Raw genomic sequence first — 24,446 nt, 5'->3', positions numbered from 1 at the left:
GTGTTGGCGGCACTGACCGCTCAGGTCCCCACGGCCGCCGAGGTCGTGGGACTCGTTCGTGAGGTGCGTCTGAATGGTGCCGCCGTCAGCCTGGACCGTATCGAATACGATCGAGCGGCGACGATGTTCGGCCCGACGGGGGATGTGCTCTTCATTCGCGGGGCGGTGATGATCGACGTTCACGACACCTCGCAGACGAACCGAACGACGGGAATCCAGCGAGTCGTTCGTGAGACGGTGGGGAGATGGACGAGCCACGCGGAGGTTCTGCCAGTCGCTTGGACACACGATCACCGTTCACTTCGCCTGCTCACGGCGGTAGAGCTCGACCAGCTGCGTGGACGACACGTCGATGCGTCGATCGCGGATACCGAGCCGCACACGATCGTCGTGCCTCTCGGTGGGCGGTTCGTCATCCCGGAGTTGGCCGCGGAGCCGTGGCGGGTCCTGCTGCACCGCTCCATCGCCGAACACTCCGGGATCGCCGTCGCTGCGATCGGCTATGATCTCGTCCCGGTGACGTCGAGCGAGACCTCGCACGCGGGCATAATCGCCAACTTTCCGAGGTATCTGGATACGCTCGCCCATGCGGAGCGAGTTGCGGCGATCTCGCGCGCAGCGGCGATCGAGTACGAGGGCTGGCGTCAGATGCTCAGTGGCTCGGGCCGCATCGGCCCCGAGATCGTCGCGATACCGCTCGCCGCCGAAATGATCGGCCAAACGGCATCAGTGACGGCGCCGGAGATCCTCGAGGATTCCACCGAGCGCGCCTCAGTGCTGGTGGTCGGAAGCCACGAACCTCGAAAGAACCACCTCGCCGTGTTGGACGCGGCTCGAGGGCTGTGGGATTCCGGCCTCGAGTTCGAATTGTGCTTCATCGGCGGAAGTTCATGGGCGAGTGGGGAGTTCGAGCAGACGGTCGAGGACTTGAAGCGTCTCGAACGACCGATCACCGTGCTGTCTGCGGTCGGAGACGCGGAGCTGTCCAAGGCGTATGAACGGGCTGCGTTCACCATGTTCCCGTCCCTCAATGAGGGATTCGGTCTTCCCATTGCGGAGTCGCTCGCACATGGCACGCCCGTGATCACGTCCAACTACGGCAGCATGAAGGAGATCGCCGACGATTCCGGCGGTTGCCTCCTCGTCGATCCGCGAGACGACGATCAGATCAGAGCCGCAATGCGGTCCCTGCTCACCGACGGTGCCCTGCTCGCCGAGTTGCGTCGTGCAGCGCGCACCGCGCGCACCAAGACGTGGGACGAGTACGCCGCTGAGGTGTATGACTACTTGGTAAGAGGAGCATGACGAGCGACTCAACTGGGGAGCACCCGACAGCGCGGAGCGGGCGAGGTGCGAGAGTCCGCGCCTGGCTCCAGATCATCGTCGGCGTTCTGACGATAACGCTCCTCACGTGGACCGTCGTCAGTAACTGGGCGGCGTTCCTGGCTGCGATGCAGCAGATGAATCCGTGGTTCGTGCTCGCTGCGGCCGTCTGCATCTTCGCCGGACTGTCGGTCAACATGTTGTCGTGGCGCGGGGTGGTCCGTGCCCTCGGCGTTCGCCTCGGGTACCGCGACGCATCGCGCGTCTTCTTCGTCTCTCAGCTGTCGAAGTACGTTCCGGGAGGAATCTGGCCGATCGTGGTGAGCGCGCAGCGAGGCAAGGCCGTGGGCCTGCCTCCACGAATCAGCGTGGCCTCGATGACGATCGCGCTGCTCGTCGGGGTGACAGTTGGCGCCGTCTACTCGACGGGAGCGCTCTTCCTCGTGCCGTCGGTGCGCGAACGCTATTGGTGGGCACCTTTGCTCCTGCTCACGTGCGGCGTGATCGTCCTGGCTCCCCCCGTTCTGAATCGACTCATCGCCATTGCCTTTCGGCTGCTCCGTCACGAGCCCATTCCTCCGCTGAGGACCGGTCCGTTCGCGTGGGCGATCGTGTGGTCGACGATCAGCTGGGGTCTCCTCGGCTTCGGCCTCGCGTTTCTCGTCCTGGCGATACAAGACATCTCCGCCTTCGAGTTCCTCATCTCCGTTGCGAGCTACGCGATCGCGTGGGTATGCGGATTCCTGGCGATCATCGCACCCGCGGGAGCAGGCGTCCGCGAAGTCGTCCTCGGGCTCACACTGGGGACCTTCATGCCCGCCGCGTCGGTGCTCGCCGTCGTGGTCGTCGATCGAATCATGATGACGCTCGGTGACGTCGCGGTACTCGTGTACACGATCGGCGGCCGGCCACTCCGACGTCCAGCACCCGAACCCGGGGCGTCACCCGTGTTCGTCACGCGGAAATACCCTCCATCGGTCGGCGGGATGGAAACGCTCGCAAGCAATACGTATCGTGCCCTTCAGCGAGCCGACGGGCGCACCCATCTCATCGCGCTCGGCAAGAGCAACCTCCACCTCGTCTGGTGGTTTCCGGTAGCGTCGATCAGGCTGTTGATTCGCTGTCTGCACCGTGACGAGAAGGTCATCCTCTTCGGTGACGCCTTGACATGGTCGATACTCGGCTGGATACCTCGTGCTTTCAATATCACGGCTGTCCCGATGGTGATGGGGCTCGACGTCACCTACACCCACCCGTTGTACCGCATGATCGTGCACCCGGCCTTGCGACGTGCGCCACGCATCATCGCCATCAGCGCAGCCACGCGTGCTGAGGTTCTCGCTCTCGGGATCGCGCCCGAACGCGTACACGTCGTCGTCCTCGGCTTGACGCCGGAGGACGATCTGCCGTATTCGCGGCAGGAGGCGCGCCGGCGCATCGAGGCACGCTACGGGATCGAGCCAGGTGATATCGCGCTGCTCACAACGGGACGGCTCGTGAAACGCAAGGGCGTTCGATGGCTGGTCGAGGAAGTCCTCCCCGTCCTGGCGGATCGTTACGTCTACCTCATCGGCGGGGATGGCCCGGAGCGAACGCAGATCGAGGACTCCATCCGCTCGTCCGGAGTGGCGGACCGCGTGCGTCTGCTCGGTCGGCTGAGCGAAGAGCAACGGCGAGAGCTGCTGCATGGGGTGGACCTCTACGTCCAGCCGAATATCGCGGTCGATGGGGACGTCGAAGGGTTCGGTCTGGTCGTCACCGAGTCAAGTCAGGCGGGGCTCCTCACCCTCGCCGCGAACCGCGAGGGCCTCGCGGACGCCGTGCGGGATGGCGTCACGGGGATCTTGGTACCGAGCGGTGACGCGGCTGCGTGGGTCGAACAGATCGAGAAGTGCGCAGCCGACCCGGATCGGCTGAGGCGAGCGAGCGCCTACCAGCGGGCCGCTCGCGAGCAGTACTCGGTTGAGGCGATGGCATCCCAGCTTCTCGAGAACCTGCGCGCGGCCGCCGACGATGCTCGCAGTGGCGACAGGCCTCGTCAACGTTCGTAACGCTGCAACTTCACGAGTTCGAGCTGGTCCTCGGTCAACGCACGATTGATCCGCGTGAGGTCCGCGACGACCCCGATCGCATACGACAGAAGCGCCCCGGTCAGCAGCAGGACACCGAGCAGCAGCGATTGCACGTGATCCCCGGTCACGCCGGTCGTCACCAGAATCAGGTATCGCGTGAACGGAATCAATCCGCCCACCAGGAAGAGCGTGCCCAGCCCCGCGAAGATCACGTACGGGCGGTACATGAGGTATGCACGTACGATGGCGCTGCCAGACATCACCATGTGCTGCCAGATGTTCTTGAAGAGGCGTGACTCGCGCGTCTTCGGATTAGTCTCGACCGGGATGCTGGTGATTGCCAATCGCTTGTAGCCCGCCTGGATGATCGTCTCCATGCAATAGCTGAATCGGGTGATGACGTTCAGCTTGATGAGCGATCGCTTCGAGTACGCCCGGAATCCGCTCGCGGCATCCGGAAGGTCGGTGCCGGCGGCCTTGTTGACGATCCAGCTCCCGAAGCGCTGCATGAGCTTCTTGAATCTGGAGAAATGCGCAACTGCCTGCGTCTGGCGGTCCGCGACCACGATGTCCGCTTCGCCGCGGAGGATAGGTTGGACGAGGTCGCCGATGCGATCCTGCGGGTATTGATTGTCGCCGTCGGTGTTGACCACGATGTCTGCGCCGTGCATCAACGCGTAGTCGATCCCATCGGCGAATGATCGCGCCAGACCCATGTTGCGCGTATGCCGCACGAAATGCCGGACCCCGAGCTCGCGAGCGACGTCGACGGTCCGATCAGTCGACCCGTCGTCGATGATCAGGATCTCGATCTCATCGATCCCGGGAATCGTCGTCGGAATGGTGCCGATCACGGCCGGCAGGGTGGTCTCCTCGTTGAGGCATGGGACCTGGACGAACAGCTTCATGGTGTCCTCCGGGGCGGCACGGAGGTGATGGGATGCAAGGAGCTGGCGGGAACCCGGGCCGACATCGAGCTGCCGTGTCTCACACGACGAGAAGTCGCTGGTCGCCCGTGGTTCCGTCGCTTCCGTCGCCTCCGAGCAGCTCGATGAGAACGTCGGCAGTGTGTTCCCATCCCTCGACAGCGACGCACTCCACACCGAGCGTCTTCACGGGATAGTCGTTGCCGTTCTCGTCGAGGCGATCACCGATGAAGAGCATCTCGTCGAGCGATACGCCCGTGACGTCTGCGAGCGCCTTCATGCCATACGCCTTGTCGATGCCCCGTCTCGTGATATCGACGGACGTCGAGCCGCCCGATCGCACCTCGAGCTCCGGCAGATGTACCTGGATCGCGTCTCGCAGCCGATTCTTCTTCTCGCCGCTCGGATCCCAGGCCATCTTCGCTTCGACGGGTGCCGACTGGCCGAGCGCAGAGAAGGTGATCTGCGATGCCCGGTCTTCGAGAATGGGGCCCCATGTGTCGGCCTCCCAGTATCCGAGTGCCTTCGCCTCCCGCTCCGCGACGGCGAGCGCTTCAGCGCGCTCCGCGTCTGTGAGGTTCTGCGCATAGACCTGCGTCCACGAATCCTCGGAATACCGGTAGTACTGGGTCCCGCAGGTCGGCATGAGGTGGAGGCGCTCGAGCTGCCTCGGTGATGCATCTCCGAGTCGCTCGATGACCTGCCCGCGGAACTGGGCGAACTGGCCTCCCGAGATGACGCAGACCGCCGTCGCATCAAGGAGTCGAATCAGGAGGGCTGACATGCGAGGATCCAACGGCGACTTCGAAGGCGCGAGGGTGTCATCCAGGTCGAAGGCTACGAGGCGTGGGAGGCTGGTCAAGAGTTGATCGCTTTCAGTTGTTCAGTCCGAGCGGTGCTCGGCAGCGGTGCACGAAGCCCGTGGCCCGGACTCCATGAGGATCGCGCGGCCGAGGGCACTCCGAAGAAGCATCCTACGTGACGCGGGGGCAATCCCCTGAATCGCCGGACACCTCGGGCCTGCTCACCCCTTGAAGGTTCGTCGGAGCGCGGCGATGCCGCCTTCGGTCTCCCCGTCGTACACGATCCTGCCGTGCGAGAGCACGACCACCCGGTCGCACAGGTCCTCGATCTGCGGGGCGCTGTGCGACACGAACACGATCGTCCGGCCGTCCCGCTGGAACTCCCGGATCTTGTTCATGCACTTCGCCTGGAACGGCTCGTCCCCCACGGCGAGCACCTCGTCCACGAGCAGGATGTCGGGATCCACGTGCACTGCGATCGCGAACGCGAGTCGCACGTACATGCCCGACGAGTAGAACTTCACCTGGGTGTCGATGAACTCGCCGATCTCCGAGAACTCGACGATCGAGTCGAAGTACTCCGCCGTCTGCTTCTGGCTCAAGCCGAGGATCGAGCCGTTCAGGTAGACGTTCTCCCGACCCGTCAGGTCGGGGTGGAACCCCGCGCCCAGCTCGAGCAGGGCCGCCACGCGCCCGCGGCGTTCGACGAACCCGGTGTCGGTCTGGATGATGCCGCCGATGATCTTCAGCATCGTGCTCTTGCCCGATCCGTTCGCGCCGACGAGGCCGACGCTGGTCCCTGCGGTGATCTCGAATGCGACGTCGCGGAGCGCCCAGAAGTCGCTTCGGTGCTTCTGCGAGCGTCCGAAGTTCACGATGCGCTCCTTCAGCGCCTTGTCCTTGCGCAGGATGAACCGCTTCGAGACATCCGAGGTCCGGATCACGACCGGGGGATTCTGGATGTCCGGGCGCATGGCTGTATTCACTAGATCTCCTGGGCGAAGTTGCCCTGCAACTTCTGGAAGACGCGCTGGCAGATGATGGCGAAGACGATCCCGATGCCCAGCATGACGGCGATCCGAAGGTCGAGGTCGGCGGGCCACGGCTGCGGCGGGATCGTCTGGCCGTCGATGACGCTCTCGGAGGAGCCGGCCACCCACATCCCCTTCTGGAAGCCGAGGACCGCGATCGTCACCGGATTCGCGAGGTACAGGTCCGTCAGCCACGTGATCCCCGACCGGGCGGCGGCGTCGACCACGAACGACCACGCGTAGACGATGGGCGACGCCCAGAACAGGATGAGCATCGCCACCTCGACGAGATACTGCACGTCGCGCAGGTAGACGTTGACGGCCGAGAGGAGCAGCCCGAGGGCTACGCCCCAGATGAGCACGATCGCGATCGAGGCGGGCACGTAGAGCAGGTTCCAGCTCAGGGGCGCCTGGCCGAGCACGATCGTCGCGACGATCAGCACGATGAACTGCACGATGAAGTTGAAGAGGGCGGAGCCCGTCGCGGCGAGCGGGAAGATCTCCCGGGGCAGGCTGACCTTCTTGATGAGCCCGGCGTTGCCGATGATCGACGTCGTCCCACCCGTGACGATCTCGCTGTAGAGGCCCCAGATGGTGAGGCCGGCGAAGACGAAGATCGCGAAGTCGGGCACGCCGCGCGCTGCGCCCAGGAACTGCCCGATCGCCACGTAGTAGATGACCAGCATCGTCAGCGGGCGGATGAGGCTCCAGAGGAAGCCGAGACTGCTGTCCTTGTACCGGGCCTTCAGCTCGCGTCGGACGAGGAGCCCGAGGAGCTCGCGCTGGCCGGCGATCTCGCGGATGGAGCGGACGAAGCTCCCGAAGCTGCCGTTGAACGACGCGGTGGCGCGCTCGAACGGCAGCTCTCGAAGCCGGTCCGCCCGGCGCTGTGCTTCGTTGCTCATCGCTCTCCATATTGGGGTGAGGGGCTGGTCGAGTTTACGCCGGAAGCGACTGCGTCGCCGACGACCATCGACCGCCACAGCTCCGCGGCGTACTCCTGCCATCCCCGCTTCGGACGCGCGGCGGCTTCGACGCGGAGGCGCCGCTGGGTCTCCTCGTCGAAGAGCACCGCGTCGAGGCCCCGCGCGACGTCCTCGTCATGCCGAGGATCGACCAGGATCGCACCGCCGCCAGCGGCGATCTCCTTCATGCTCCCGAACCCCGACGTCACCACCGGCGTCCCGACCGCGAGCGACTCCGCCACGGGCAGTCCGAAGCCCTCGTTGAACGACGGGAACACCGTCGCCCGTGCCAGCCGATAGCCGCCCCAGAGGATGTCGTCGGAGATGGCGGAGACCGTCTTGATCGGGCGGCCGCGCTGCACGAGCTGCGTCACCTCCGCCTCGAACGCCTCGCTTCCCCACGAGTTGCCGCCCACGAAGGCAAGTGAGAACTCCCGGCCCTGACGCCACAGCGTCTCGGCCGCCGAGACGACCGCGAGGTGGTTCTTGCGCGGTTCGTGGCTGCCGACGCAGAAGAGCAGGGGCAGGTTGTCGGTCAGGAGGACCTCGCGAGCGCGTTCCATCCCCGTCTCGTCGACGTGCCCCACGTCGGACGGCAGCAGGACCGCCTCGACGCGAGGGCCCCGGAGGTTCGCACCGGTGAGCATGTTCGCCCACCCCCGGTACTCGTTGGCGGCGGCCTCCGAGATGGTCGCCACGCGATCGAATCGCGCGACCGCCGCGAGGGTCTTGCCGAAGGCGCCGCCCATGCCGATGCCGACGGTCTCCGCGGACGTCAGGGGGACGCAGTCGAACCCGATGGCGGCGGTCGCGTTGTCCGAGAACTCGGCGAGCGCGAGGATCCGCGACGTCCGGTCCTCCTCGGTCGCCAGCTCGGGCAGCAGGTAGGTTGACTTCCAGGGCACGACGACCTCGGCGCCCGACCTGGCGGCGGAGGAGGCGTCCTTGTCGCCGCCGTGGATCGCGTTGCGTCGCTCGCGGTCGGTCAGCACCCTGAGGGCGTCCAGGCCCGACGTCCAACCGACGAGGAGCACGTCGTGGTCGCGTGTCCACTGCTGCAGGGTCATCCGCACCACGCGCTGGATGCCCGTCGCCAGACCCGTGCGCGCCGTGTGGTGGACATCCGCCATCACGACCCCCTGGGCAACACGGACGGTGGGCGCTGCCCACCCGCGGACCGCGATGCGACGCCGCGCGGAGGCGACCACGTTCCGCAGGGCGGCGTCCGCCCCGTCGAGCACCATCTCGCGCCGCAGGTCGATGACGGACTGCCGCTGCGGCAGGCGTGCCGTCAGCACCGCAAGGGTCAGCCAGGCGCGGTCGTCCCTCGGCTCGCCGAGGCTGACCGCGACCCGTCGGATGAGCGTCGACGTGGGGCCGGTGGTCGGCTGGGCGGGGTCGAGGGTTCGCAGCAGCGCTCGGAGGCGCTGCCCCATGATGTCACGCGGCATCCCGCACCTCCGTCAGCGGCAGGACGAGGCCGTTCCAGAGATTGCGCGCGTAGTCGTCCCAGTCCTCGTCCGTGCGGTCGGCGATCTCGGCGCGCAGCTGCTCGAGGCGGGCGTCGTCGGTCAGGAGCGTGCGCATCGCATCGATGATCTGGTCGTCGTCGCGCGGGTCGACCAGCACGCACCCTCCACCGGCGCCGATCTCGGCGGTACTGCCGTAGGCGCTCGTGATGACGGGCGTGTCGTAACTGAGCGACTCAGCCACTGGGAGCCCGTACCCCTCGTGGAGCGACGGGAAGACCGAGAACCGAGCGTGGCTGTACGCATCGAGGAGCACCGCGTCGTTCACGCCGCGCAGCACGGTGATCGAACGGCCGGCCCGCCGGAGCCGACGGACGCGGCGGTCGAAGTCCCGGGTGTAGAGCAGGCTTCCCCCGCCGATGAAGGTGAGCGAGAAGGGGAGCCCCTCACGCCACAGCACCTCGGCCGCATGCAGCACGGAGAGCTGGTTCTTGCGGGGCTCCTGGCTGCCGACGCAGAGGATGACGGCTTCGCTCGACGTCTCCGCGTGCACGACGTCGTGGTCTGGCGAGTCGACCGGCAGCGTGATGGACACCGTCTCCGGCATCGCGAGCCCCTGCGTGGCCAACGTCTCGCCGAAGCCTCGGAACTCCGCGGTGGCGGCACCGCTGATGCCGGCGATGCGCTTCGCGTACTTCGCGACCGTGAGGTAGCGCACGTACCGCTCGGTCTCGAGAGAGGGCAGCATATCGGCGCTCACGACCGGGATCGCGTCGTAGCCGACGAGGCCCACGCGGTTCCCCGACAGTTCCGCGAGGCAGGCCAGCGGGTCCACCAGTGCCGTCTGCGGCACCTCCGGGAGGATGACCGCACTGTCGATCGGCACGATGATCCGGTACCTGGGCGGATCGACCGGACGTCGGTCGCGCTCGGGCTCCACGTAGCTGTTCCAGGCGATGACCCGGTCGCGCTCGAGGGCGGACATGGTCCGCATGGCGCCACCGCCGGCGGTCCACGCCACCAGTTGCAGGTCCTTGGACTGCACCCAGCGCGAAATCGTCTGCCGCACGACGCGCTGGATGCCGGTGTTGTGCACGTGGTTGGCGCAGAAGTCGACGTCCACGACGACGCCGCGGGCGACGACTTCGATCTCGAGATCGAGCGTCTCGAAGCGGGCGGCGTCGTCGAAGCAGCACTCCAGGAGCGTCGCGGTGGCCATCGCAGGCTCCGCGAGCGTGAGCGCGCGGCGCACCATATGCACCCGCGCGGCGTTCGGGAATGTGGCGGTGAGGGCGACGATGAGCATCCACACGAACCGTTCGTCGCCGCTGGCGCGGACGGATCGGGTCACCGCGTCGAGGAGCGCGGCGGTTCCATGCTGCACGAGCCACCGCTCGGCGTCGACGTCGGGTGCCATGTGCGGCGCGAGCGCGAGGAGGCGCTGTTCCAGGGCGTTCTCGATGGTGCCGATCGCGGAGGCGGTGGTCTCCTCCTCCGTCGCGGCGTCGACGTTCAGCGACGCCGCCCGAGGTATCGACGACGCAGATCCGCGACCGCGAGCTGCGAGGTCTTCGCGACCCCGATCTCGGCCACCTTGATCTGCAGGAACCGTGCGAGTCGAAGGGGTCGGGTAACTCGCCATGACAGGGTCTTCCGCATCTCGCGGACCATGCGTCCCTCGTCGCGGACCGCCTTGATCCAGGTGCGGAGCTCGTCGTCGGAACGACGGTCGATCTCCGCCTGGAGTCGTGCGATCTCCGCTTCGAGCTCCCGGATGCGGTGCTCGGTGTCCACGTCTCCTGCCAGGGCTCGAGAAGGTGGGTTCGTTTCGGGCATTGCCTCAGTATAAGCGGCCGACTTCACGCTCCCTGCCGTGCCGATCGACTCCCGGCCGCGGCCACCACGGCTCGGAATCGGAGGCCGGCGCCGATGGCGACGCGGAGCGGGAGGTACCGCAGGCCCGGGTATCGCTTCGCGAGGAACCGGCGGGCGCTCCGGTGGTGCGCGTCCAGCATGGGGACGGGGTCGACCGCGGTGGAATGGGCCCCCGCGTGATGCACGCGCGCCTCCGGGGCATAGACGTTCAGGAACCCCGAACGTCCGAGGCGGAACCCGAGGTCCACGTCTTCGAAGTACATGAAGAAGGACTCGTCGAAGCCGCCGATCTCGTCGAACGCGCGTCTGCGCACGAGGAGGCAGGCACCGGAGAGCCAGCCGGTGGGGCCGGCGCTCGAACCGGTTCCCGAGCGGTGGTAGGTCCGCGTCCACGGGTTGCCGGGCCAGATGTTGGCGAAGAGGGCGTGCCCGATGCCGTGGCCGACGGACGGGACGGCGCGCGCGGACGGGTACACCGTGCCGTCCGCGTTGATGATCGCAGGACCGACCGCGGCAATGCGCTTGTCGGCTTCGCCCACGGCGCGCAACCGGTCGATCGCCTGCGGCTCGAGGACCACGTCGGGGTTGCTGATGAGGATCCACTCGATGTCCGGCCCGAGGGCCCGCACCCCGGCATTGACCGCGCCCCCGTATCCCGGGTTCGCCGGAAGCGGGAGATAGCGGATGCCCCGCTGGGCGCACATCGCCGCCACCGTGGACCCCTCGGACGGCTTGTTGTCCACGACGCCGACGTCGACCGACGCGTCCGTGGCGCGGACGATGGAGTCGAGGAATACGGGCAGGACGCCCTCGGAACCGTAGCTGACGGTGACCACTGCGAGCCTGGGGGTTTCGTTGGGTTCATCGCTCAGCACGACGTGATCGACGCTCCCGACCCTCGTTTGACCATGGGGGCCATCCTATGACGTATCGATCGCCGCCGGTGCGGCGCCGTGGCATCCGATGGGACCCGCCATAGCATGCAGGAGACGGACGGGTCGCAGCCGACCGGGTCGGACCGGGCAGCCGATCCGACCCGGTCGACCAGTGGGGAGGGCGCATTCGTGGCACGTCGTCGACGCACTCGGGCAACCGTCCGCGGACTGGCATTGCTCGCGGCCGCCCTGCTGACCGGCGCGCTGATCCCGGGAGCGGGACCCGGCCCCTCCGCCGAGGCGCTCTCGGGGTCCGAGTTCGATGCCGGCAACATCATCAGCGACGAGGTGTTCTTCGCAGGCGGCGTCATGAACGCGGCGGACATCCAGTCCTTCCTCAATGCACGAGTGATCTCGTGCGTCGGCGCGAACGGGTGGCCGTGCCTCAAGGACTACCGGGCGCCGACGTCGAACCATGCCGCCGATGCATACTGCGGCGCCTACCCAGGTGGCGGCAACGACTCCGCCGCGGAGATCATCGCGAAGGTGTCCGCCGCGTGCAGCATCAATCCGCAGGTCCTCATCGTGCTGCTGCAGAAGGAGCAGGGGCTCGTCACGTCGACGTCGCCGACATCGACCATGTACCGGTCGGCAACCGGCTACGGATGCCCCGACACCGCCGCCTGCGACACGGAGTACTACGGGTTCTTCAACCAGGTGTACAACGCCGCCCACCAGTTCCAGCGGTACACGAAGACGAGCAGCTCGTGGAACTACCGTCCCGGACGGTGGAACACGATCCAGTGGCATCCGAATGCCGCGTGCGGCTCGTCGCAGGTCTGGATCGAGAACCAGGCGACGGCGAACCTCTACATCTACACCCCGTACCGCCCGAACGCGGCAGCGCTCGCCAACCTGTACGGCACGGGCGACGGATGCTCCGCGTACGGCAACCGCAACTTCTGGCGCTACTTCAACGACTGGTTCGGGAACCCGTCCAACTGGGTGCGCTCCGCGTCGTTCGAGGGCGGGTCCGTGGCGGGATGGTCCGCGAGCAACGGCTTCATCAACACGCAGGTGTATCGGAACGCGTCGATCGCGCAGGACGGCGAGTGGTTCTTCGCGACGAACACGCCGGTCGCCGGACGTGCGCTGACCCAGGACATCCGGCGCGCCGTCTCGGTCGGCGAGTCGGCCACGGCGACGGTCTGGGTCCGATCCGCCGACGGGCAACCGTATCGCGGGACCCTCGCGGTCTGGGGACTCGGGGGGACGACCGAGGGCGCGAAGACGGACTTCGTCGCGACGGGCCAGTGGCAGGAGGTGAGGACCGAGCTGCCCGTGTACGCCACGTCCCACCACACGGTCCGCATCGACGTGTACCTCCAGCAGGTGCAGCGGACGCTCTGGGTCGACAACGCGTCCGTCTCCTTCGGGACAGCCCCGCATCGGCGCAACCTCCTGGCCAACCCCTCCTTCGAGGGCTCGTTCGCAGGTTGGGGTCCGGGGTACGGGGCGATCAACCAGCAGGTGTGGCGCGACCCCAACGCCTACGCCGGCGAGTGGTTCGCGGCGGCGAACACTCCGGTCGCGGGTCGGTCGTTCGCACAGGAGTTCCCGATCGAGTTCCGGACGAACGACGTCTACACGTTCACGATCGCCCTCAGGTCCGAGAATGCCGCGGCCCCGATGACCGGCCGGGTCGCCGTGTGGGCGCTCGGCGGCAACTCGACATTCGCCGTTGCCAGCAACTTCTCGGTGGGTGCGGCGTGGAAGCCGGTCACCACCACGATCGACCTCGGCTCCTCTGGAGCGCGGGTGCTCAAGGTGGAGATCTACATGGACAGGGTGGGCAGCACGCTGTGGCTCGACGACGCCGTGCTGGGTCGGAACCTGGTGCGGGCCGGCTCGTTCGAGGGCGGCGCCTTCGCATGGAACCGGGGGCCCACGATGAACGCCGCGGTCTACACGCAGCAGTCCTCGGGCATCGCGCCGGCGGTCGGACGGTGGTTCGGCGCCACGAACACCGCGACGCCCGGCACCTCGATCTACCAGGACATCGCCATCCGGCCGATGGCCGGGAGCACCTACCGCGCGGAGGTCTGGGTGCGGGCGGCCAAGGGGACGGTGAACGGGCGACTGGCCGTGTGGGCGCTCGGACCCGTCAACGTGCCGTCGACCACGTCCTTCACGGCGGACGGGACCTGGCGGAAGGTCCAGATCCCCGTCCCGGTTCAGCGCGGCGACCACACGACGCTACGGTTCGAGATCTACCTCGACTCGACGGGCACGACGCTCCTGGTGGACGGCGCCAACCTCTACTGACCCGGGACCGGCGCAGATCCGCCCTGCTGCCGCTCGCCCGGAGGGGCTCGAGGTCCGGCACGAGGATCCAGAGGCGAGCCGCTACACTGGTCGCTGGCATTCGACGACCAGAAGGAAACGTACGAGAACATGGCGAGAGCACTCATCACCGGAGTCACCGGCCAGGACGGCCTCTACCTGTCGGAGCTTCTGCTCTCGAAGGGCTACGAGGTCTACGGCCTGATGCGCGGCCAGAACAACCCGAAGCGGGCACTCGTCGAGGCGATCGTGCCCGACGTGAAGATCCTCACCGGTGACCTCACCGACCTCTCGAGCCTCATTCGCGCGCTCGAGATCTCCCGGCCCGACGAGGTCTACAACCTCGGCGCCATCTCGTTCGTCGCCTACTCGTGGGAGAACGCCGCGCTCACGTCCGACGTGACCGGCCGCGGCGTCCTGAACGCCCTCGAGGCGGTCCGCCTCTACACGCACGACGACCCGTCGAAGGTGCGCTTCTACCAGGCTTCGAGCTCCGAGATGTTCGGGAAGGTGCAGGCCGTGCCGCAGAGCGAGAACACCCTCCTCTGGCCGCGATCCCCCTACGGCGTGGCCAAGGTCTTCGGCCACTACATGACCATCAACTACCGCGAGTCCTATGGCATGCACGCGTCGTCGGGCATCCTGTTCAACCACGAGTCGCCGCGTCGCGGGCCCGAGTTCGTGACGCGCAAGGTGTCGCAGGCCGTCGCGCGCATCTCCCTCGGCATCGACGACTCGGTCACGCTCGGCAACCTCGACGCACGACGCGACTGGGGATTCGCCGGCGACTACGTCGAGGCGATGTGGCGGATGCTGCAGCAGGACGAGGCCGACGACTACGTCATCTCGACCAACGAGACGCACTCGATCCGCGAGCTCCTCGAGCTGGCGTTCGCCGAGGTCGGAATCGACGACTGGGCCCCCTATGTCAAGCAGGACCCGCGCTACATGCGTCCCGCCGAGGTGGACCTCCTCATCGGCGACTCGACCAAGGCTCGCACGAAGCTCGGCTGGGAGCCCAAGGTCCACTTCCCGGGCCTCGTCTCGATGATGGTGCAGTCCGACCTCGCCGAGCAGAAGAAGCTCGCCGGGCTCTAGACGACATGCCAGTCGCCCTCATCACCGGCGCCGCCGGACAGGACGGGTCGTACCTCGGCGAAGCGCTCGTTGCTGCGGGGTACGAAGTCCACGGCGTCGTGCGACCCGCGTCGGGCCCGGTCGACGCCGGCCCGCAGTTCGCGGAGGTCCAGCTGCATGAGCTCGACCTCGCCGACCTCGAGGAGCTCGATCGGCTGGTCCGAGAAGTCGAGCCCGACGAGATCTACAGCCTCGCCTCGATCAGCTCGGTGTTCCAGTCGTGGCAGGCGCCGGTCCAGACCGCCCGGATCAACGCGCTGAGCGTCGCACAGCTGCTCGCGTCGGTGAGGGACCTCCAGGAGCGCACCGGACGTCGAGTGAAGCTGGTGCACGCCGGAAGCGGCGAGATCTTCGGCGATGCCGAGGTATCGCCGCAGAATGAGCTCACGCCGATCGCGCCGGCGTCCCCGTACGGTGCGGCGAAGGCGTTCGCGCACCACCTCGTGCAGGTGTTCCGCGCGCAGGACGTGTTCGCGACGAACTGCATCCTGTACAACCACGAATCGCCTCGCCGTCCGCCGAACTTCGTGACCCGCAAGATCACGCAGGCGGCCGTGGCGATCGCGCGGGGCGACCAGGACACCCTGTCGCTCGGCACGCTCGAGACGCGTCGGGACTGGGGGTGGGCTCCCGACTACGTGAACGCGTTGCGGTTGTCCCTCCAAACGAATAACCCCGACGACTACGTGATCGCGACCGGCGAGACGCACTCGATCGCCGAATTCGTCGAGGCGGCATTCACGCACGTCGGCATCGTGGACTGGCGCGATCGCACCGTCATCGACCCGCAGTTCGCCCGGCCCGCGGATCCCCACGAGCTCCGCGGGGACGCCTCCAAGGCGGCCACGGACCTGGGCTGGTCGCCGACGGTCGGCTTCGACGAGATCGTCACGTCGATGGTGGACCACGACCTCGCGGCGCACCGGCAACGTGCCTGATCGCCACCCTCGCGTGCTCCTGGACGCCACTGCGATCCCGGAAGACCGCGGTGGCGTCGGGCGGTACGTCGAGGACCTCCTCCCCGCCCTGGTCGCCATCGGAGTGCCGGTCACGGTGCTCTGCCAGGAGCGCGACGAGGCTGCCTTCCTCGCGACGGGCGCGGCGACGATCACGGCGCCACGCTGGACCACGCGACGGCCGCTCCGGCTCCTCTGGGAGCAGTTCGGCGTGACGTCGGCGGCACGACGGACCGGCGCTCGGGTGATCCACTCCGTCCACTACACGTTCCCGCTGATCTCACGGCACCCGCGCGTGGTGAGCGTGCACGACCTCACGTTCTTCACGCACCCCGAGGTGCACACCCGCGTGAAGCGCGCGTTCTTCGGAAGCTGGATCCGGCTGGCCGGCGCGCTCCGCCTCGCGGTCGTCGTGCCGTCACGGGCGACCGGCGAGGAGTACGTGCGGATCACTCGCGCCGATCGTCGGTCGGTGTCCGTCGCGCCGCACGGGCACGACCCCGAGATGTTCCACCCGCCGACCGAGGCCGAGGTCAGGGCCTTCCGCGACGACCACGCGGTCGCGGCGTCCTGGATCGCGTTCCTCGGGACGATCGAGCCGCGCAAGAACGTGCAAGCGCTCGTCACGGGCTTCGAGCGCGCATTCGCCGACGACCCCGACGCGCCGGCGCTGCTTCTGGCCGGAGGCCCGGGATGGGGGGACCCCATCGATCCGCAGGTCGATCACGCCCGCGCTCGCGGTCTCGACGTCCGAAGGCTGGGTTACCTGCCCGCTGAGCAGCTCCGCGCCTTCCTGGCCGGTGCGACGGTCGTCGCCTACCCGAGCCTCGGGGAGGGCTTCGGCCTTCCCGTGCTCGAGGCGATGGCGGCCGGCGCCTGCGTGCTCACCACGCGTGCGCTCGCGCTGCCCGAGGTCGGCGGCGACGCGGTCGCCTACACGGGCACGGACCCCGAGTCCATCGCGGCGGCGCTACGCGACCTTGTCTCGTCCCAAGCCCGCCGGGAGGAGCTGCGACGGCTGGGCGTCGAGCGCGCCGCCCACTTCACGTGGGCGGACGCCGCGCGCCTCCACGCGGAAGCCTACGCGAGCGCAGCCCGCGCACGCTGAGCCGGCCGCGGCTGCTCATCACGGCGCGACGATCACCTGGCGTCCGTCCGGGTTCCCGATGAAGGTCCAGTCGTCCCCGTACACGGCGTCCACGTACGCTTCCCACTCACCATCGCTCTCGAAGGCGGCGCGGTCGACGTAGATCGCGCACGCACCGGACTCCGACACGGCGCGGGCGAACGACGACGGGTCGTCCGCATCCTTCCAGAAGTCCCCTGAGTGCGTTCCCGAGACTCCGCCGTAGCTCCAGCGAAGCGTCGAATCAGCGCCCACCACATATGGGAGGCCGAGCTCGTAGTCGCCGAGTCCGAGGATCGGCCCCGATTCCGGGAATCCCTTGACGGGCAGCTGGGCGACTCCGCAGTCGCGCTCGAGCTCGGAATCCGCCTGCGCGACGAGGGCGCGCAGGTCAGCGTCCGAGGTCGGCTGGAGGTCGACCGCGCGGGGCACCCCGGCGACCTGGTCGACCGCGGCGATGACGACCACCACGCCCAGCACGGCGAGGAGCGACCACAGCCGCCTCGCGGTGGCGTCGATGAGGACGGCCAGGAACGCGAGGCCGATCGTCGCGAGGACGATGCTGAGCCGGACCCACGAACGGATCTCCGGCGTGACGAGGACGGCGAAGAGGTAGCCGAGTCCTCCGACGACGTAGAAGAGGAGGCCGATCCAGAAGGCGAGCGCGAGCACCGACAGCCGGGTGTCGGTCAGGACGGTGGCCGCCGGCCGCCCAGCAGTCGTGGACGGAAGGACGAAGCGACCCAGCGCCCAGATCACGAGGAGCGCGATGCCGAGGATCGCGAGGACCGACATGCCGGTCGGCTCCGCGTACGGCGACACCGAGGTGTACTGGGCGTACGCCTCCACGCGGCTGGAGACCCCGGGGATCCCCGACCCGGGCCATGGCAGCAGCAGGGTCGTGATCTTGCCGGCGTGCTGCTCGGATTCGAGCGGAAGGCGCTCGGAGAAGTACTTCTGGTACCGATCGCCGAAGTTCAGGGAGAGGATCGCCAACTGGACGCCGACGAACACGACCAACGACCCGAGCGTCACGACCGGCCAGAGGAGGGACCGCACGCCCCGGCGGGCGACCAGCAGGACGACCCCGCGCACGACGATCACGCCGGCGATGATGATGGCCGCGAACACGTAGTAGTACGAATTGGTCAGCGACAGGGCGAACGTCATGATGAGGATCGCGACCAGGCGCCGAACGACCGGACCCTTCGGCGACTGTGAGGCGTCGGCCCACTTCGCGATGGGGTCGGCACCGTCACCGCCCGCCACGAGCACGAGGACGACGAGGACGGCAACACCCCAGTAGTTCGCCACGAACGCGTGCCCGAGCTCGACGCGCTCGAAGTGGAACGGCGCCAGTGCGAACACGGCGCCGAACACGACCGACGTCAGCTCGCGTACGCGGAGCGCGCGGAACATCAGGTAGCCGGCGACGCCCGTCACGAAGAACCCGCCGAGCTGGTAGACGTTGAGCAGGAGCACGGGGTCGGAGATGACGAGCGATCCGGCAGAGAGCGCGACGGCCGACGCGGGGTCGTACATCGGCGCGAAGAAGAGGTTCTGGTTCTCGGGGAAGCCCAGCCGGAGGTTCGGGGTGAACAGCGAGTGGTCGATCGCGCTGGCGGAGACGATGTAGTGCAGCATCTGGTCGCCGGTCGCACCCGACGCCCACCGCATGGACATCGCCTCGAGGCTGAGGTCGAGCGCGAACCACGCGACGACGAGCGCGATTCCGCCAGTCAGGGCGGCGAGTCCGAGCTGTCTGACGACGGCTGGCACGTGAGTACCGGACGCAAGCCCGGCCGGCCGGCCGACGGCAGGCGCGACGGAGTCGCTCGGGCGGATGGGCATGCCCACCACTATAGGCAGTCCTGCGAGCGCGAGAGCGCGCTCACGCCGCCGGCGGCTCCGGCACGGCCGGTGAATCGGGGACGGCCGACGCCTCGGACGCGACCCCCGCCCGCGTGCGCGCGTCTGCGGCATCCGCCCGCTCGGTCGCGGGCTCGTCGGCCCGCCGACGCTCTTCACGGAAGACGACGAACTTGTAGAACGCGAAGTTCCAGATCAGGCCGAGGAGCACCGCCGTGGCCTTGGCGATGTTGATCGCGAGGAACTGCTTGCCGTCCTCGCCGGGGAGGAACAGGAGCGACCGGCCGAACTCCGTCCCGAACAGCGCCTCGAAGCCGAGGATCACCAGGTTCTGGAGCACGAGCGAGCTGAAGCCTGTGATCACGAAGAACATCGCGAACCGCCTCAACGAGATCGGTTCCTCGTAGCGGAACACGTAGAAGTGGTTCAGGAGGTACGACACGCAGATGCCGATGGTCACCGAGATCGCGTTGGCGGCGAGGATCGGCACCGCGAACGCGAAGACCAGCACGTTCAGTAGGATGAAATCCAGTGCCGTATTCGCGCAGCCCGCAATCAGGAAACGTATCTTCTCATTCGAGAGCAGTTTCTTCACGTACCGAGGTAACCTTCACGACCATGCTCAAGCTCGCCATCGCCGTCCCGACCTACAACGAGGTCAAGAACGTGGAAGCGCTCATCGAGTCCATCTCGCACGTGAGCGCACAGCACCCCGACACGTCGATCACGTTGTTCATCCTGGATGATTCGTCGCCTGATGGGACTTCCTCCTTCGTCGAGCACATCGCCCCGTCGTACGCTCTCGACAACTTCACAGTGCGCACGATCGTCAAGCCGACGAAGGAGGGGCTCGGTGCAGCCTACATCCATGGATTCGATCTCATCCTGAGAGAGGACTTCGACTACGTCCTCCAGATGGATGCCGACATGTCGCACGACCCCAAGTATATTTCCGGGTTCATCCATCAGGCGTTGGAGCACGCGGACTTCGTCGTGGCCTCGCGATACATCCCCGGCGGCGGCACGCCCGACTGGGCCCTGAACCGCAAGATCCTGAGCCGCGGCGGCAATTTCTACGCCCGCACCGTGCTGAGCCGCAAGATCAGCGACTACACGGGCGGGTTCAACCTGTACTCCAGCGAACTGCTGCGGCGGATCACGCCCGAGACCATCACCGCCACCGGCTACGGCTTCCTGCTCGTGCTGAAGTACCGTGCCCTCCTGGCGGCCAAGGGGGTCGTCGAACTGCCGATCGTCTTCTTCGACCGCACGAACGGCGAGTCCAAGATCCCCGGGAACACCCTGCTCCGCAACTTCTTCCTCGTCCCTCGCATCCGGATGTCCCGCGGAAATGTCTGAGCCGTCGACCGCCTCGATCACCACCGACTCAGGTCATCCCTCGGCCGTCCGGGCCCCTTGGTGGAAGCGGGCGGGGGTTGAGGCTCTCGCCGTCCTCATCGTGCTCGCATCGGGACTCATCATCCTGGGCCAGTGGATCAACACGGCCTGGGAGATCAACCTCCTCTACAGCGGCGATTCCCTCGTCCTACCGCTGCTGAGGGAATCGATCCTCGCGGGGCAGCCGTTCGAGTGGGTCTTCTCGTCACAGCTGTTCCTGTTCCCCGAGACGCCGACCTACTGGGTCGTGAGCGCCTTCACAAGCAACCCGAGGACCGCGCTGGCCGGGATCGCGATCCTCAACCTGCTGCTGCTCTACGTGCTGCTGCGCTGGTGCTCCCGTCTGCTGTTCCGCCACTCGAGGCATCGCATCCTGGAGATCTCGGTCGCACTGGGGGCGACGGCGATGTATGTCGTGTACGTCCTGTTGGAGCCCGTGTCGGACATCAACGGGACGGCCATCGCGAGCCTCTTCCTCCTCGTCTCCTACTATCCCGGAGTCATCATCTCCGGGCTCACGTCAATCGCGCTGATCCTCTGGACGACGCGTGCGTTCACGGACCCGCCCGTCCGCCGCACGCGGACGCTGGTCTTCGTGATCCTGTTCGTGACGCTCGGCGCACTCACCGGCGCGTCGAACCCCTTGTTCTGGATGCAGGTGCTCGCACCGCTCGCGGCGACCCTGCTCATCGCCTTCGCGATGAAACGACTGTCGCGCGCCTGGTTCTGGACGCTTGCGGGCACGATCGCGGTGACAGTGGCGATCGGGTACGTGCTCCGGCAGTTCCTCGAGCGGTACACCTCACTGGGCGTCGGCTCCTATGTCGACCTATCGCTGGCGGGCGAGTCGTTCCTCTTCATGCGGAATGTGGCGGAGGCCCTCGTTGCTACCCCCCAGGGGTTCCTGAAACTCGTGCTGGCGTCGATCGTGCTCCTCATCGCATCGCTCCCGATCATCCGGGTGCTGCTCCGGCGGGATACCATCCCCGGCCGGTGGCACGTGGCCTCGGCGGAGTTCATCCTCGCCGTGTTCTCGTGGGTCTCCGTCGCCTCACTCCTGATCGGAATGGTGGTGACGGGGACGCTCACGACCCGGTACCTCGTGCCGGTGCTCGTCTTCCCGCTGCTCCCTGCGTCATACGAGGCGGTGAAGTTCTTCCGCACCGCGCTGCTCTCCATCCGTGATGCACGGGTGCGCCACAGCGTCAGGACGTACGGCTTGGTGTTCGCCTCGAGCGTCGCGGTGCTCATTCTCATCGGCGGAGCGATCGCGGCACCGAAGGCCGCCACGATGGCGCTCTCCGAGAACCGAGGCGGGGCGGCGTGCGCGGCTGAGCTGCCCGCCGACGCGAAAGCCGGCGTGGGAACCTTCTGGCTGACCCGGAACTGGGACCTCTACGGCACGCACGACTATCCGATCCTTCAGGTCAACCCGGATCTCACGGTGCATCCGTGGATGATCAACCTCGCGAGCTACGAGGACCAGGACTTCAACTTCGTGATCATCGACCCGTGGGGCTTCGTGACCGAGGAATCCGTCGAGCCGCTGGGCGAGCCCGCCGGTATCACGGAATGCTCCGGATACTTCATCTACGATTACGAGGGGACCGAGGGCAAGCAGTTGCTCAACGAACGCGTCGAGAGCGGGCTGGAGGCGGCCGAGCGCCTGCACGGGTTCGACTGAGGAGACGAGGGGCGCTTCGATAGGATCGACCCATGACCCGCTACTTCGCCGTGGAAGCCTTGGGTGTCCTGGACGGCGATCTCCCCATCCACCTCACCCCCACTGCCCCCGATGCGAGCGAAGCCCTCGCATGACGGTGATCCCGGCGGACAAGTTCACCTCATACGCACAGAACGGGGAGGATGTCGTACTCTGGCGCGCCCTCGGCGGGGTGCCGAACGGACGATACATCGACGTCGGCGCCAACGACCCGACGCTCTACTCGGTGTCGCGCGCCTTCTACGACCGGGGGTGGAGCGGCATCGCGGTGGAACCCGACCCCGACTTCGCGCGACGATACCGGAGCGCCCGCCCGCGCGACGTCATCGTGGAGGCGGTTGCGAGCGACGCGGGACGATCGACCGCGGTCCTGCACCGCATTCGGGGAACCGGGTTGTCCACCATCGCCGACGACGTGCGGGCGCATCACGAGAGCGTCGGGTGGTCGACGACCCCTATCCCCGTGCGGTCGCAGAGCGTCGACGAGATCATCCAGGCGGCGGGCTTCGCCGACGAGCCCATCCACTTCCTGCTGGTGGACACCGAGGGGTCGGAGGCATCCGTGCTGCGGTCCATCGATCTCGCCAGGTTCCGGCCATGGGTCATCGTCGTCGAGGCGACGGCGCCGACCACGACCATCCGTACGCACGCCGAGTGGGAGCCGCTGCTCTTGGAGGCGGGATACCGCTTCTGCCTGTTCGACGGGCTCTCCCGGTACTACGTTGCCGCCGAGCATGAGGACCTCCGGGAGAAGCTGGATTATCCGGCCTGCGTGTTCGACGACTTCGTGACCGCGCACGAGCGCGCCGACGCCGTCGAGTTCGAACGGCTCCACCAGGCCGTCGCCGACGAGTCGACCCGCGCCGACCGGGCGGAAGCGGAGTTGGCACGGGTCACGTCCACGTTCTCCTGGCGCCTCACGACCCCGCTCCGTGCGCTGCGCCGCGGGGCTCGCCGCGGCTCCTGACGCCACGAGCACGCCACGAGCGCAGGCCGGACCGGGCGCCCCGGAATCAGGACGATTCCAGCAGTCCCGCAAGGTACCGGCCGTAGCCGCTCTTGCGCAGCGGCTCCGCGAGCCGGCCGAGTTGGTCGTCGTCGATCCAGCCGGCCCGCCAGGCGACCTCCTCTATGCAGCCGATCTTGTGCCCCTGCCGGTCCTCGATCACCTTCACGTATTCGCTCGCCTGCATCATCGACTCGAAGGTGCCGGTATCGAGCCACGCCGTTCCGCGATCGAGGATCTGCACCTTGAGGGCGCCGCGATCGAGGTAGGTCTGGTTGACGGTGGAGATCTCGAGCTCTCCCCGCGCGCTGGGGGTGATCGACTTGGCGATTTCCACGACCTGGTTGTCGTAGAAATAGAGGCCCGGCACCGCGTAGTTGCTCTTCGGTTCCGCCGGCTTCTCCTCGATCGACAGTGCATGGAACTCGGAGTCGAACTCCACCACGCCGTAGGCCCGGGGATTGGAGACGTGGTAGGCGAAGATCATCGCGCCGTCGAAGTCCGAGCCCTGACGGAGGGAGCTGCCGAGCCCGACCCCGTGGAAGATGTTGTCCCCGAGAACCAATGCCACGCTCTGATCGCCGATGAACTCCTCGCCGATGACGAAGGCCTGGGCCAGTCCGTCGGGCGACTGCTGAACCGCGTACTCGATGGACATCCCGAGGGCACTTCCGTCGCCGAGCAGCGCACGGAATTGGATGTTGTACTCCGGTGTCGTGATCACGAGGACCTCGCGGATGCCCGCCATCATGAGCGTCGACAGGGGGTAGTACACCATCGGCTTGTCGTAGATCGGCATCAACTGCTTCGAGATGCCCTTCGTGATCGGCCACAGTCGAGTGCCCGACCCTCCGGCGAGGATGATGCCTCGCACGTCAATCCACCTCGTCGAGGCGTCGGTAGTGCGCGAGGCAGTCCTCCCAGCTGGGCAGGAGGCCCGTCTTGGACGCCTCCGCCAGCGTCGGCGCCTCGGCATCCTTCGGCGACGTGATCACATCTGGGAGGTCGGGCAGTTCCAGACCGATCTCCGGATCGAACGGATCGATGCCGTGCTCGCGATCCCGGTTGTACGTGTCCGAGACCAGATAGGTCACCACGGCGTGATCGCTCAATGCGAGGAAGGCGTGGCCGAGCCCCTCGGCGAGATACACGCTCTTCCGCTCGACGTCGTCGAGCACGACGCCTTCCCACTGCCCGAATGTGGGCGAACCGACGCGGATGTCGACGACGAAGTCGAGCACGCTGCCGCTCACCGCCGTCACGTACTTGGCCTGGCCGAGCGGAACTGAGGCGAAGTGGATGCCCCGGAGGACGCCGCGCCGGGAGACGGAGAGATTCCCCTGCCTGAGTTCGAGCGCATGGCCGACCGTCTCCTGCAGGCGGTCGAATCGATACCATTCGAGGAACAGGCCTCGATCGTCGACGTGCTGTCGCGGCGTCATCTCATAGGCATGTGGGATGGAGAGCTCGCGGACCTGCACACGCAGCAGTCTACCTAGGGCGGTTGTCGTAGAATCGCGGGGGTCCTGATCGAAACGGAGCGGAACCA

General features: G+C 67.2%; 21 protein-coding genes. 9 read left to right on the top strand and 12 right to left on the bottom strand.

The genetic code is table 11. The features are described from left to right. Positions 1 to 390 precede the first annotated feature (390 nt). Together ASG80_RS10375 and ASG80_RS10370 are read left to right on the top strand one after the other, a co-directional pair. Positions 391 to 1,305, top strand: a complete 915-nt coding sequence (locus tag ASG80_RS10375) for a glycosyltransferase family 1 protein (protein ID WP_235508269.1) — start codon at positions 391 to 393, stop codon at positions 1,303 to 1,305. Next, entirely contained in the window at positions 1,302 to 3,374 is a 2,073-nt protein-coding gene (locus tag ASG80_RS10370) for a glycosyltransferase (RefSeq protein ID WP_082590108.1), read from the top strand. The genes ASG80_RS10375 and ASG80_RS10370 overlap by 4 nt, the downstream gene beginning before the upstream one ends. Here ASG80_RS10370 and ASG80_RS10365 read toward each other — a convergent pair. The 8 genes from ASG80_RS10365 to ASG80_RS10330 all read right to left on the bottom strand — a co-directional run bounded on the left by ASG80_RS10365 (position 3,362) and on the right by ASG80_RS10330 (position 11,339). Then, the gene (locus tag ASG80_RS10365) at positions 3,362 to 4,303 is read right to left on the bottom strand and encodes a glycosyltransferase family 2 protein (protein ID WP_056730260.1); all 942 of its coding nucleotides are present in this window, start codon (positions 4,301 to 4,303) and stop codon (positions 3,362 to 3,364) included. The genes ASG80_RS10370 and ASG80_RS10365 overlap by 13 nt on opposite strands. A 79-nt stretch (positions 4,304 to 4,382) precedes the next feature. Further along, positions 4,383 to 5,183, bottom strand: a complete 801-nt coding sequence (locus ASG80_RS10360; protein ID WP_056730258.1) for an HAD-IIB family hydrolase — start codon at positions 5,181 to 5,183, stop codon at positions 4,383 to 4,385. A gap of 162 nt (positions 5,184 to 5,345) precedes the next feature. Then, positions 5,346 to 6,098 (bottom strand): ABC transporter ATP-binding protein, encoded by a 753-nt coding sequence (locus ASG80_RS10355; RefSeq protein WP_082590106.1) that lies wholly within the window; start codon positions 6,096 to 6,098, stop codon positions 5,346 to 5,348. 11 nt (positions 6,099 to 6,109) lie between these two features. After that, a complete protein-coding gene (locus ASG80_RS10350; protein WP_056730256.1) occupies positions 6,110 to 7,060 on the bottom strand; it encodes an ABC transporter permease in 951 nt (316 codons plus the stop codon). Further along, the gene (locus ASG80_RS10345; protein WP_056730254.1) at positions 7,057 to 8,571 is read right to left on the bottom strand and encodes a glycosyltransferase family 1 protein; all 1,515 of its coding nucleotides are present in this window, start codon (positions 8,569 to 8,571) and stop codon (positions 7,057 to 7,059) included. Before ASG80_RS10345 ends, ASG80_RS10350 begins: the two co-directional genes overlap by 4 nt. Beyond that, positions 8,561 to 10,006 (bottom strand): glycosyltransferase, encoded by a 1,446-nt coding sequence (locus ASG80_RS10340; protein WP_056730252.1) that lies wholly within the window; start codon positions 10,004 to 10,006, stop codon positions 8,561 to 8,563. Before ASG80_RS10340 ends, ASG80_RS10345 begins: the two co-directional genes overlap by 11 nt. Positions 10,007 to 10,101: 95 nt before the next feature. Then, the gene (locus ASG80_RS23555) at positions 10,102 to 10,425 is read right to left on the bottom strand and encodes a hypothetical protein (RefSeq protein WP_156401776.1); all 324 of its coding nucleotides are present in this window, start codon (positions 10,423 to 10,425) and stop codon (positions 10,102 to 10,104) included. Positions 10,426 to 10,448: 23 nt separating this feature from the next. After that, complete coding sequence (locus ASG80_RS10330; protein WP_200952543.1) at positions 10,449 to 11,339, bottom strand: glycosyltransferase family 2 protein; 891 nt, start codon at positions 11,337 to 11,339, stop codon at positions 10,449 to 10,451. A 189-nt stretch (positions 11,340 to 11,528) separates the two neighbouring features. Between ASG80_RS10330 and ASG80_RS10325 the strand changes: the two genes are divergently transcribed. The 4 genes from ASG80_RS10325 to ASG80_RS10310 all read left to right on the top strand — a co-directional run bounded on the left by ASG80_RS10325 (position 11,529) and on the right by ASG80_RS10310 (position 16,883). Beyond that, positions 11,529 to 13,664, top strand: a complete 2,136-nt coding sequence (locus ASG80_RS10325) for a hypothetical protein (protein WP_156401774.1) — start codon at positions 11,529 to 11,531, stop codon at positions 13,662 to 13,664. Positions 13,665 to 13,793: 129 nt separating this feature from the next. After that, positions 13,794 to 14,780, top strand: coding sequence for a GDP-mannose 4,6-dehydratase (locus tag ASG80_RS10320; RefSeq protein WP_056730245.1), 987 nt, complete (start codon positions 13,794 to 13,796; stop codon positions 14,778 to 14,780). 5 nt (positions 14,781 to 14,785) lie between these two features. Beyond that, entirely contained in the window at positions 14,786 to 15,757 is a 972-nt protein-coding gene (locus tag ASG80_RS10315; RefSeq protein WP_056730243.1) for a GDP-mannose 4,6-dehydratase, read from the top strand. Between the two features lie 13 nt (positions 15,758 to 15,770). Then, a complete protein-coding gene (locus ASG80_RS10310; protein ID WP_235508268.1) occupies positions 15,771 to 16,883 on the top strand; it encodes a glycosyltransferase family 1 protein in 1,113 nt (370 codons plus the stop codon). Positions 16,884 to 16,901: 18 nt separating this feature from the next. Here the strand turns inward: ASG80_RS10310 and ASG80_RS10305 are convergent, their stop codons facing one another. Continuing rightward, on the bottom strand, positions 16,902 to 18,680 hold the full coding sequence (locus tag ASG80_RS10305) for a hypothetical protein (protein ID WP_156401772.1): 1,779 nt from the start codon (positions 18,678 to 18,680) through the stop codon (positions 16,902 to 16,904). A 112-nt stretch (positions 18,681 to 18,792) separates the two neighbouring features. Continuing rightward, complete coding sequence (locus ASG80_RS10300) at positions 18,793 to 19,365, bottom strand: GtrA family protein (RefSeq protein ID WP_056730237.1); 573 nt, start codon at positions 19,363 to 19,365, stop codon at positions 18,793 to 18,795. A 23-nt stretch (positions 19,366 to 19,388) separates the two neighbouring features. Here ASG80_RS10300 and ASG80_RS10295 point away from each other — a divergent pair, with 23 nt between their 5' ends. From ASG80_RS10295 to ASG80_RS10285, 3 genes are all read left to right on the top strand, one after another. Further along, the gene (locus ASG80_RS10295; protein ID WP_056730235.1) at positions 19,389 to 20,129 is read left to right on the top strand and encodes a polyprenol monophosphomannose synthase; all 741 of its coding nucleotides are present in this window, start codon (positions 19,389 to 19,391) and stop codon (positions 20,127 to 20,129) included. Further along, on the top strand, positions 20,122 to 21,852 hold the full coding sequence (locus ASG80_RS10290; protein WP_056730233.1) for a hypothetical protein: 1,731 nt from the start codon (positions 20,122 to 20,124) through the stop codon (positions 21,850 to 21,852). Before ASG80_RS10295 ends, ASG80_RS10290 begins: the two co-directional genes overlap by 8 nt. A 130-nt stretch (positions 21,853 to 21,982) precedes the next feature. Next, positions 21,983 to 22,858, top strand: a complete 876-nt coding sequence (locus ASG80_RS10285; RefSeq protein ID WP_056730230.1) for an FkbM family methyltransferase — start codon at positions 21,983 to 21,985, stop codon at positions 22,856 to 22,858. Positions 22,859 to 22,904: 46 nt separating this feature from the next. Here ASG80_RS10285 and rfbA read toward each other — a convergent pair whose 3' ends face one another. Together rfbA and ASG80_RS10275 are read right to left on the bottom strand one after the other, a co-directional pair. Beyond that, on the bottom strand, positions 22,905 to 23,771 hold the full coding sequence (gene rfbA, locus ASG80_RS10280) for a glucose-1-phosphate thymidylyltransferase RfbA (RefSeq protein WP_056730228.1): 867 nt from the start codon (positions 23,769 to 23,771) through the stop codon (positions 22,905 to 22,907). Position 23,772: 1 nt separating this feature from the next. Further along, the gene (locus ASG80_RS10275) at positions 23,773 to 24,378 is read right to left on the bottom strand and encodes a dTDP-4-dehydrorhamnose 3,5-epimerase family protein (RefSeq protein ID WP_056730226.1); all 606 of its coding nucleotides are present in this window, start codon (positions 24,376 to 24,378) and stop codon (positions 23,773 to 23,775) included. Positions 24,379 to 24,446 lie beyond the last annotated feature (68 nt).

Source organism: Agromyces sp. Soil535, assembly GCF_001428255.1.
GTDB lineage: Bacteria > Actinomycetota > Actinomycetes > Actinomycetales > Microbacteriaceae > Agromyces.
The sequence above is the reverse complement of the archived record's forward strand: the minus strand, read 5'-3'. Positions and strand labels throughout refer to the sequence as shown.

Excerpts from the sequence above, each read along its gene's own strand:
- ASG80_RS10370 (WP_082590108.1), top strand. The coding sequence starts at position 1,302 with ATGACGAGCGACTCAACTGGGGAGCACCCGACAGCGCGGAGCGGGCGA.
- ASG80_RS10365 (WP_056730260.1), bottom strand. The coding sequence starts at position 4,303 with ATGAAGCTGTTCGTCCAGGTCCCATGCCTCAACGAGGAGACCACCCTG.
- ASG80_RS10355 (WP_082590106.1), bottom strand. The coding sequence starts at position 6,098 with ATGCGCCCGGACATCCAGAATCCCCCGGTCGTGATCCGGACCTCGGAT.
- ASG80_RS10350 (WP_056730256.1), bottom strand. The coding sequence starts at position 7,060 with ATGAGCAACGAAGCACAGCGCCGGGCGGACCGGCTTCGAGAGCTGCCG.
- ASG80_RS10345 (WP_056730254.1), bottom strand. The coding sequence starts at position 8,571 with ATGCCGCGTGACATCATGGGGCAGCGCCTCCGAGCGCTGCTGCGAACC.
- ASG80_RS10340 (WP_056730252.1), bottom strand. The coding sequence starts at position 10,006 with ATGGCACCCGACGTCGACGCCGAGCGGTGGCTCGTGCAGCATGGAACC.
- ASG80_RS23555 (WP_156401776.1), bottom strand. The coding sequence starts at position 10,425 with ATGCCCGAAACGAACCCACCTTCTCGAGCCCTGGCAGGAGACGTGGAC.
- ASG80_RS10320 (WP_056730245.1), top strand. The coding sequence starts at position 13,794 with ATGGCGAGAGCACTCATCACCGGAGTCACCGGCCAGGACGGCCTCTAC.
- ASG80_RS10315 (WP_056730243.1), top strand. The coding sequence starts at position 14,786 with ATGCCAGTCGCCCTCATCACCGGCGCCGCCGGACAGGACGGGTCGTAC.
- ASG80_RS10295 (WP_056730235.1), top strand. The coding sequence starts at position 19,389 with ATGCTCAAGCTCGCCATCGCCGTCCCGACCTACAACGAGGTCAAGAAC.
- ASG80_RS10290 (WP_056730233.1), top strand. The coding sequence starts at position 20,122 with ATGTCTGAGCCGTCGACCGCCTCGATCACCACCGACTCAGGTCATCCC.
- ASG80_RS10285 (WP_056730230.1), top strand. The coding sequence starts at position 21,983 with ATGACGGTGATCCCGGCGGACAAGTTCACCTCATACGCACAGAACGGG.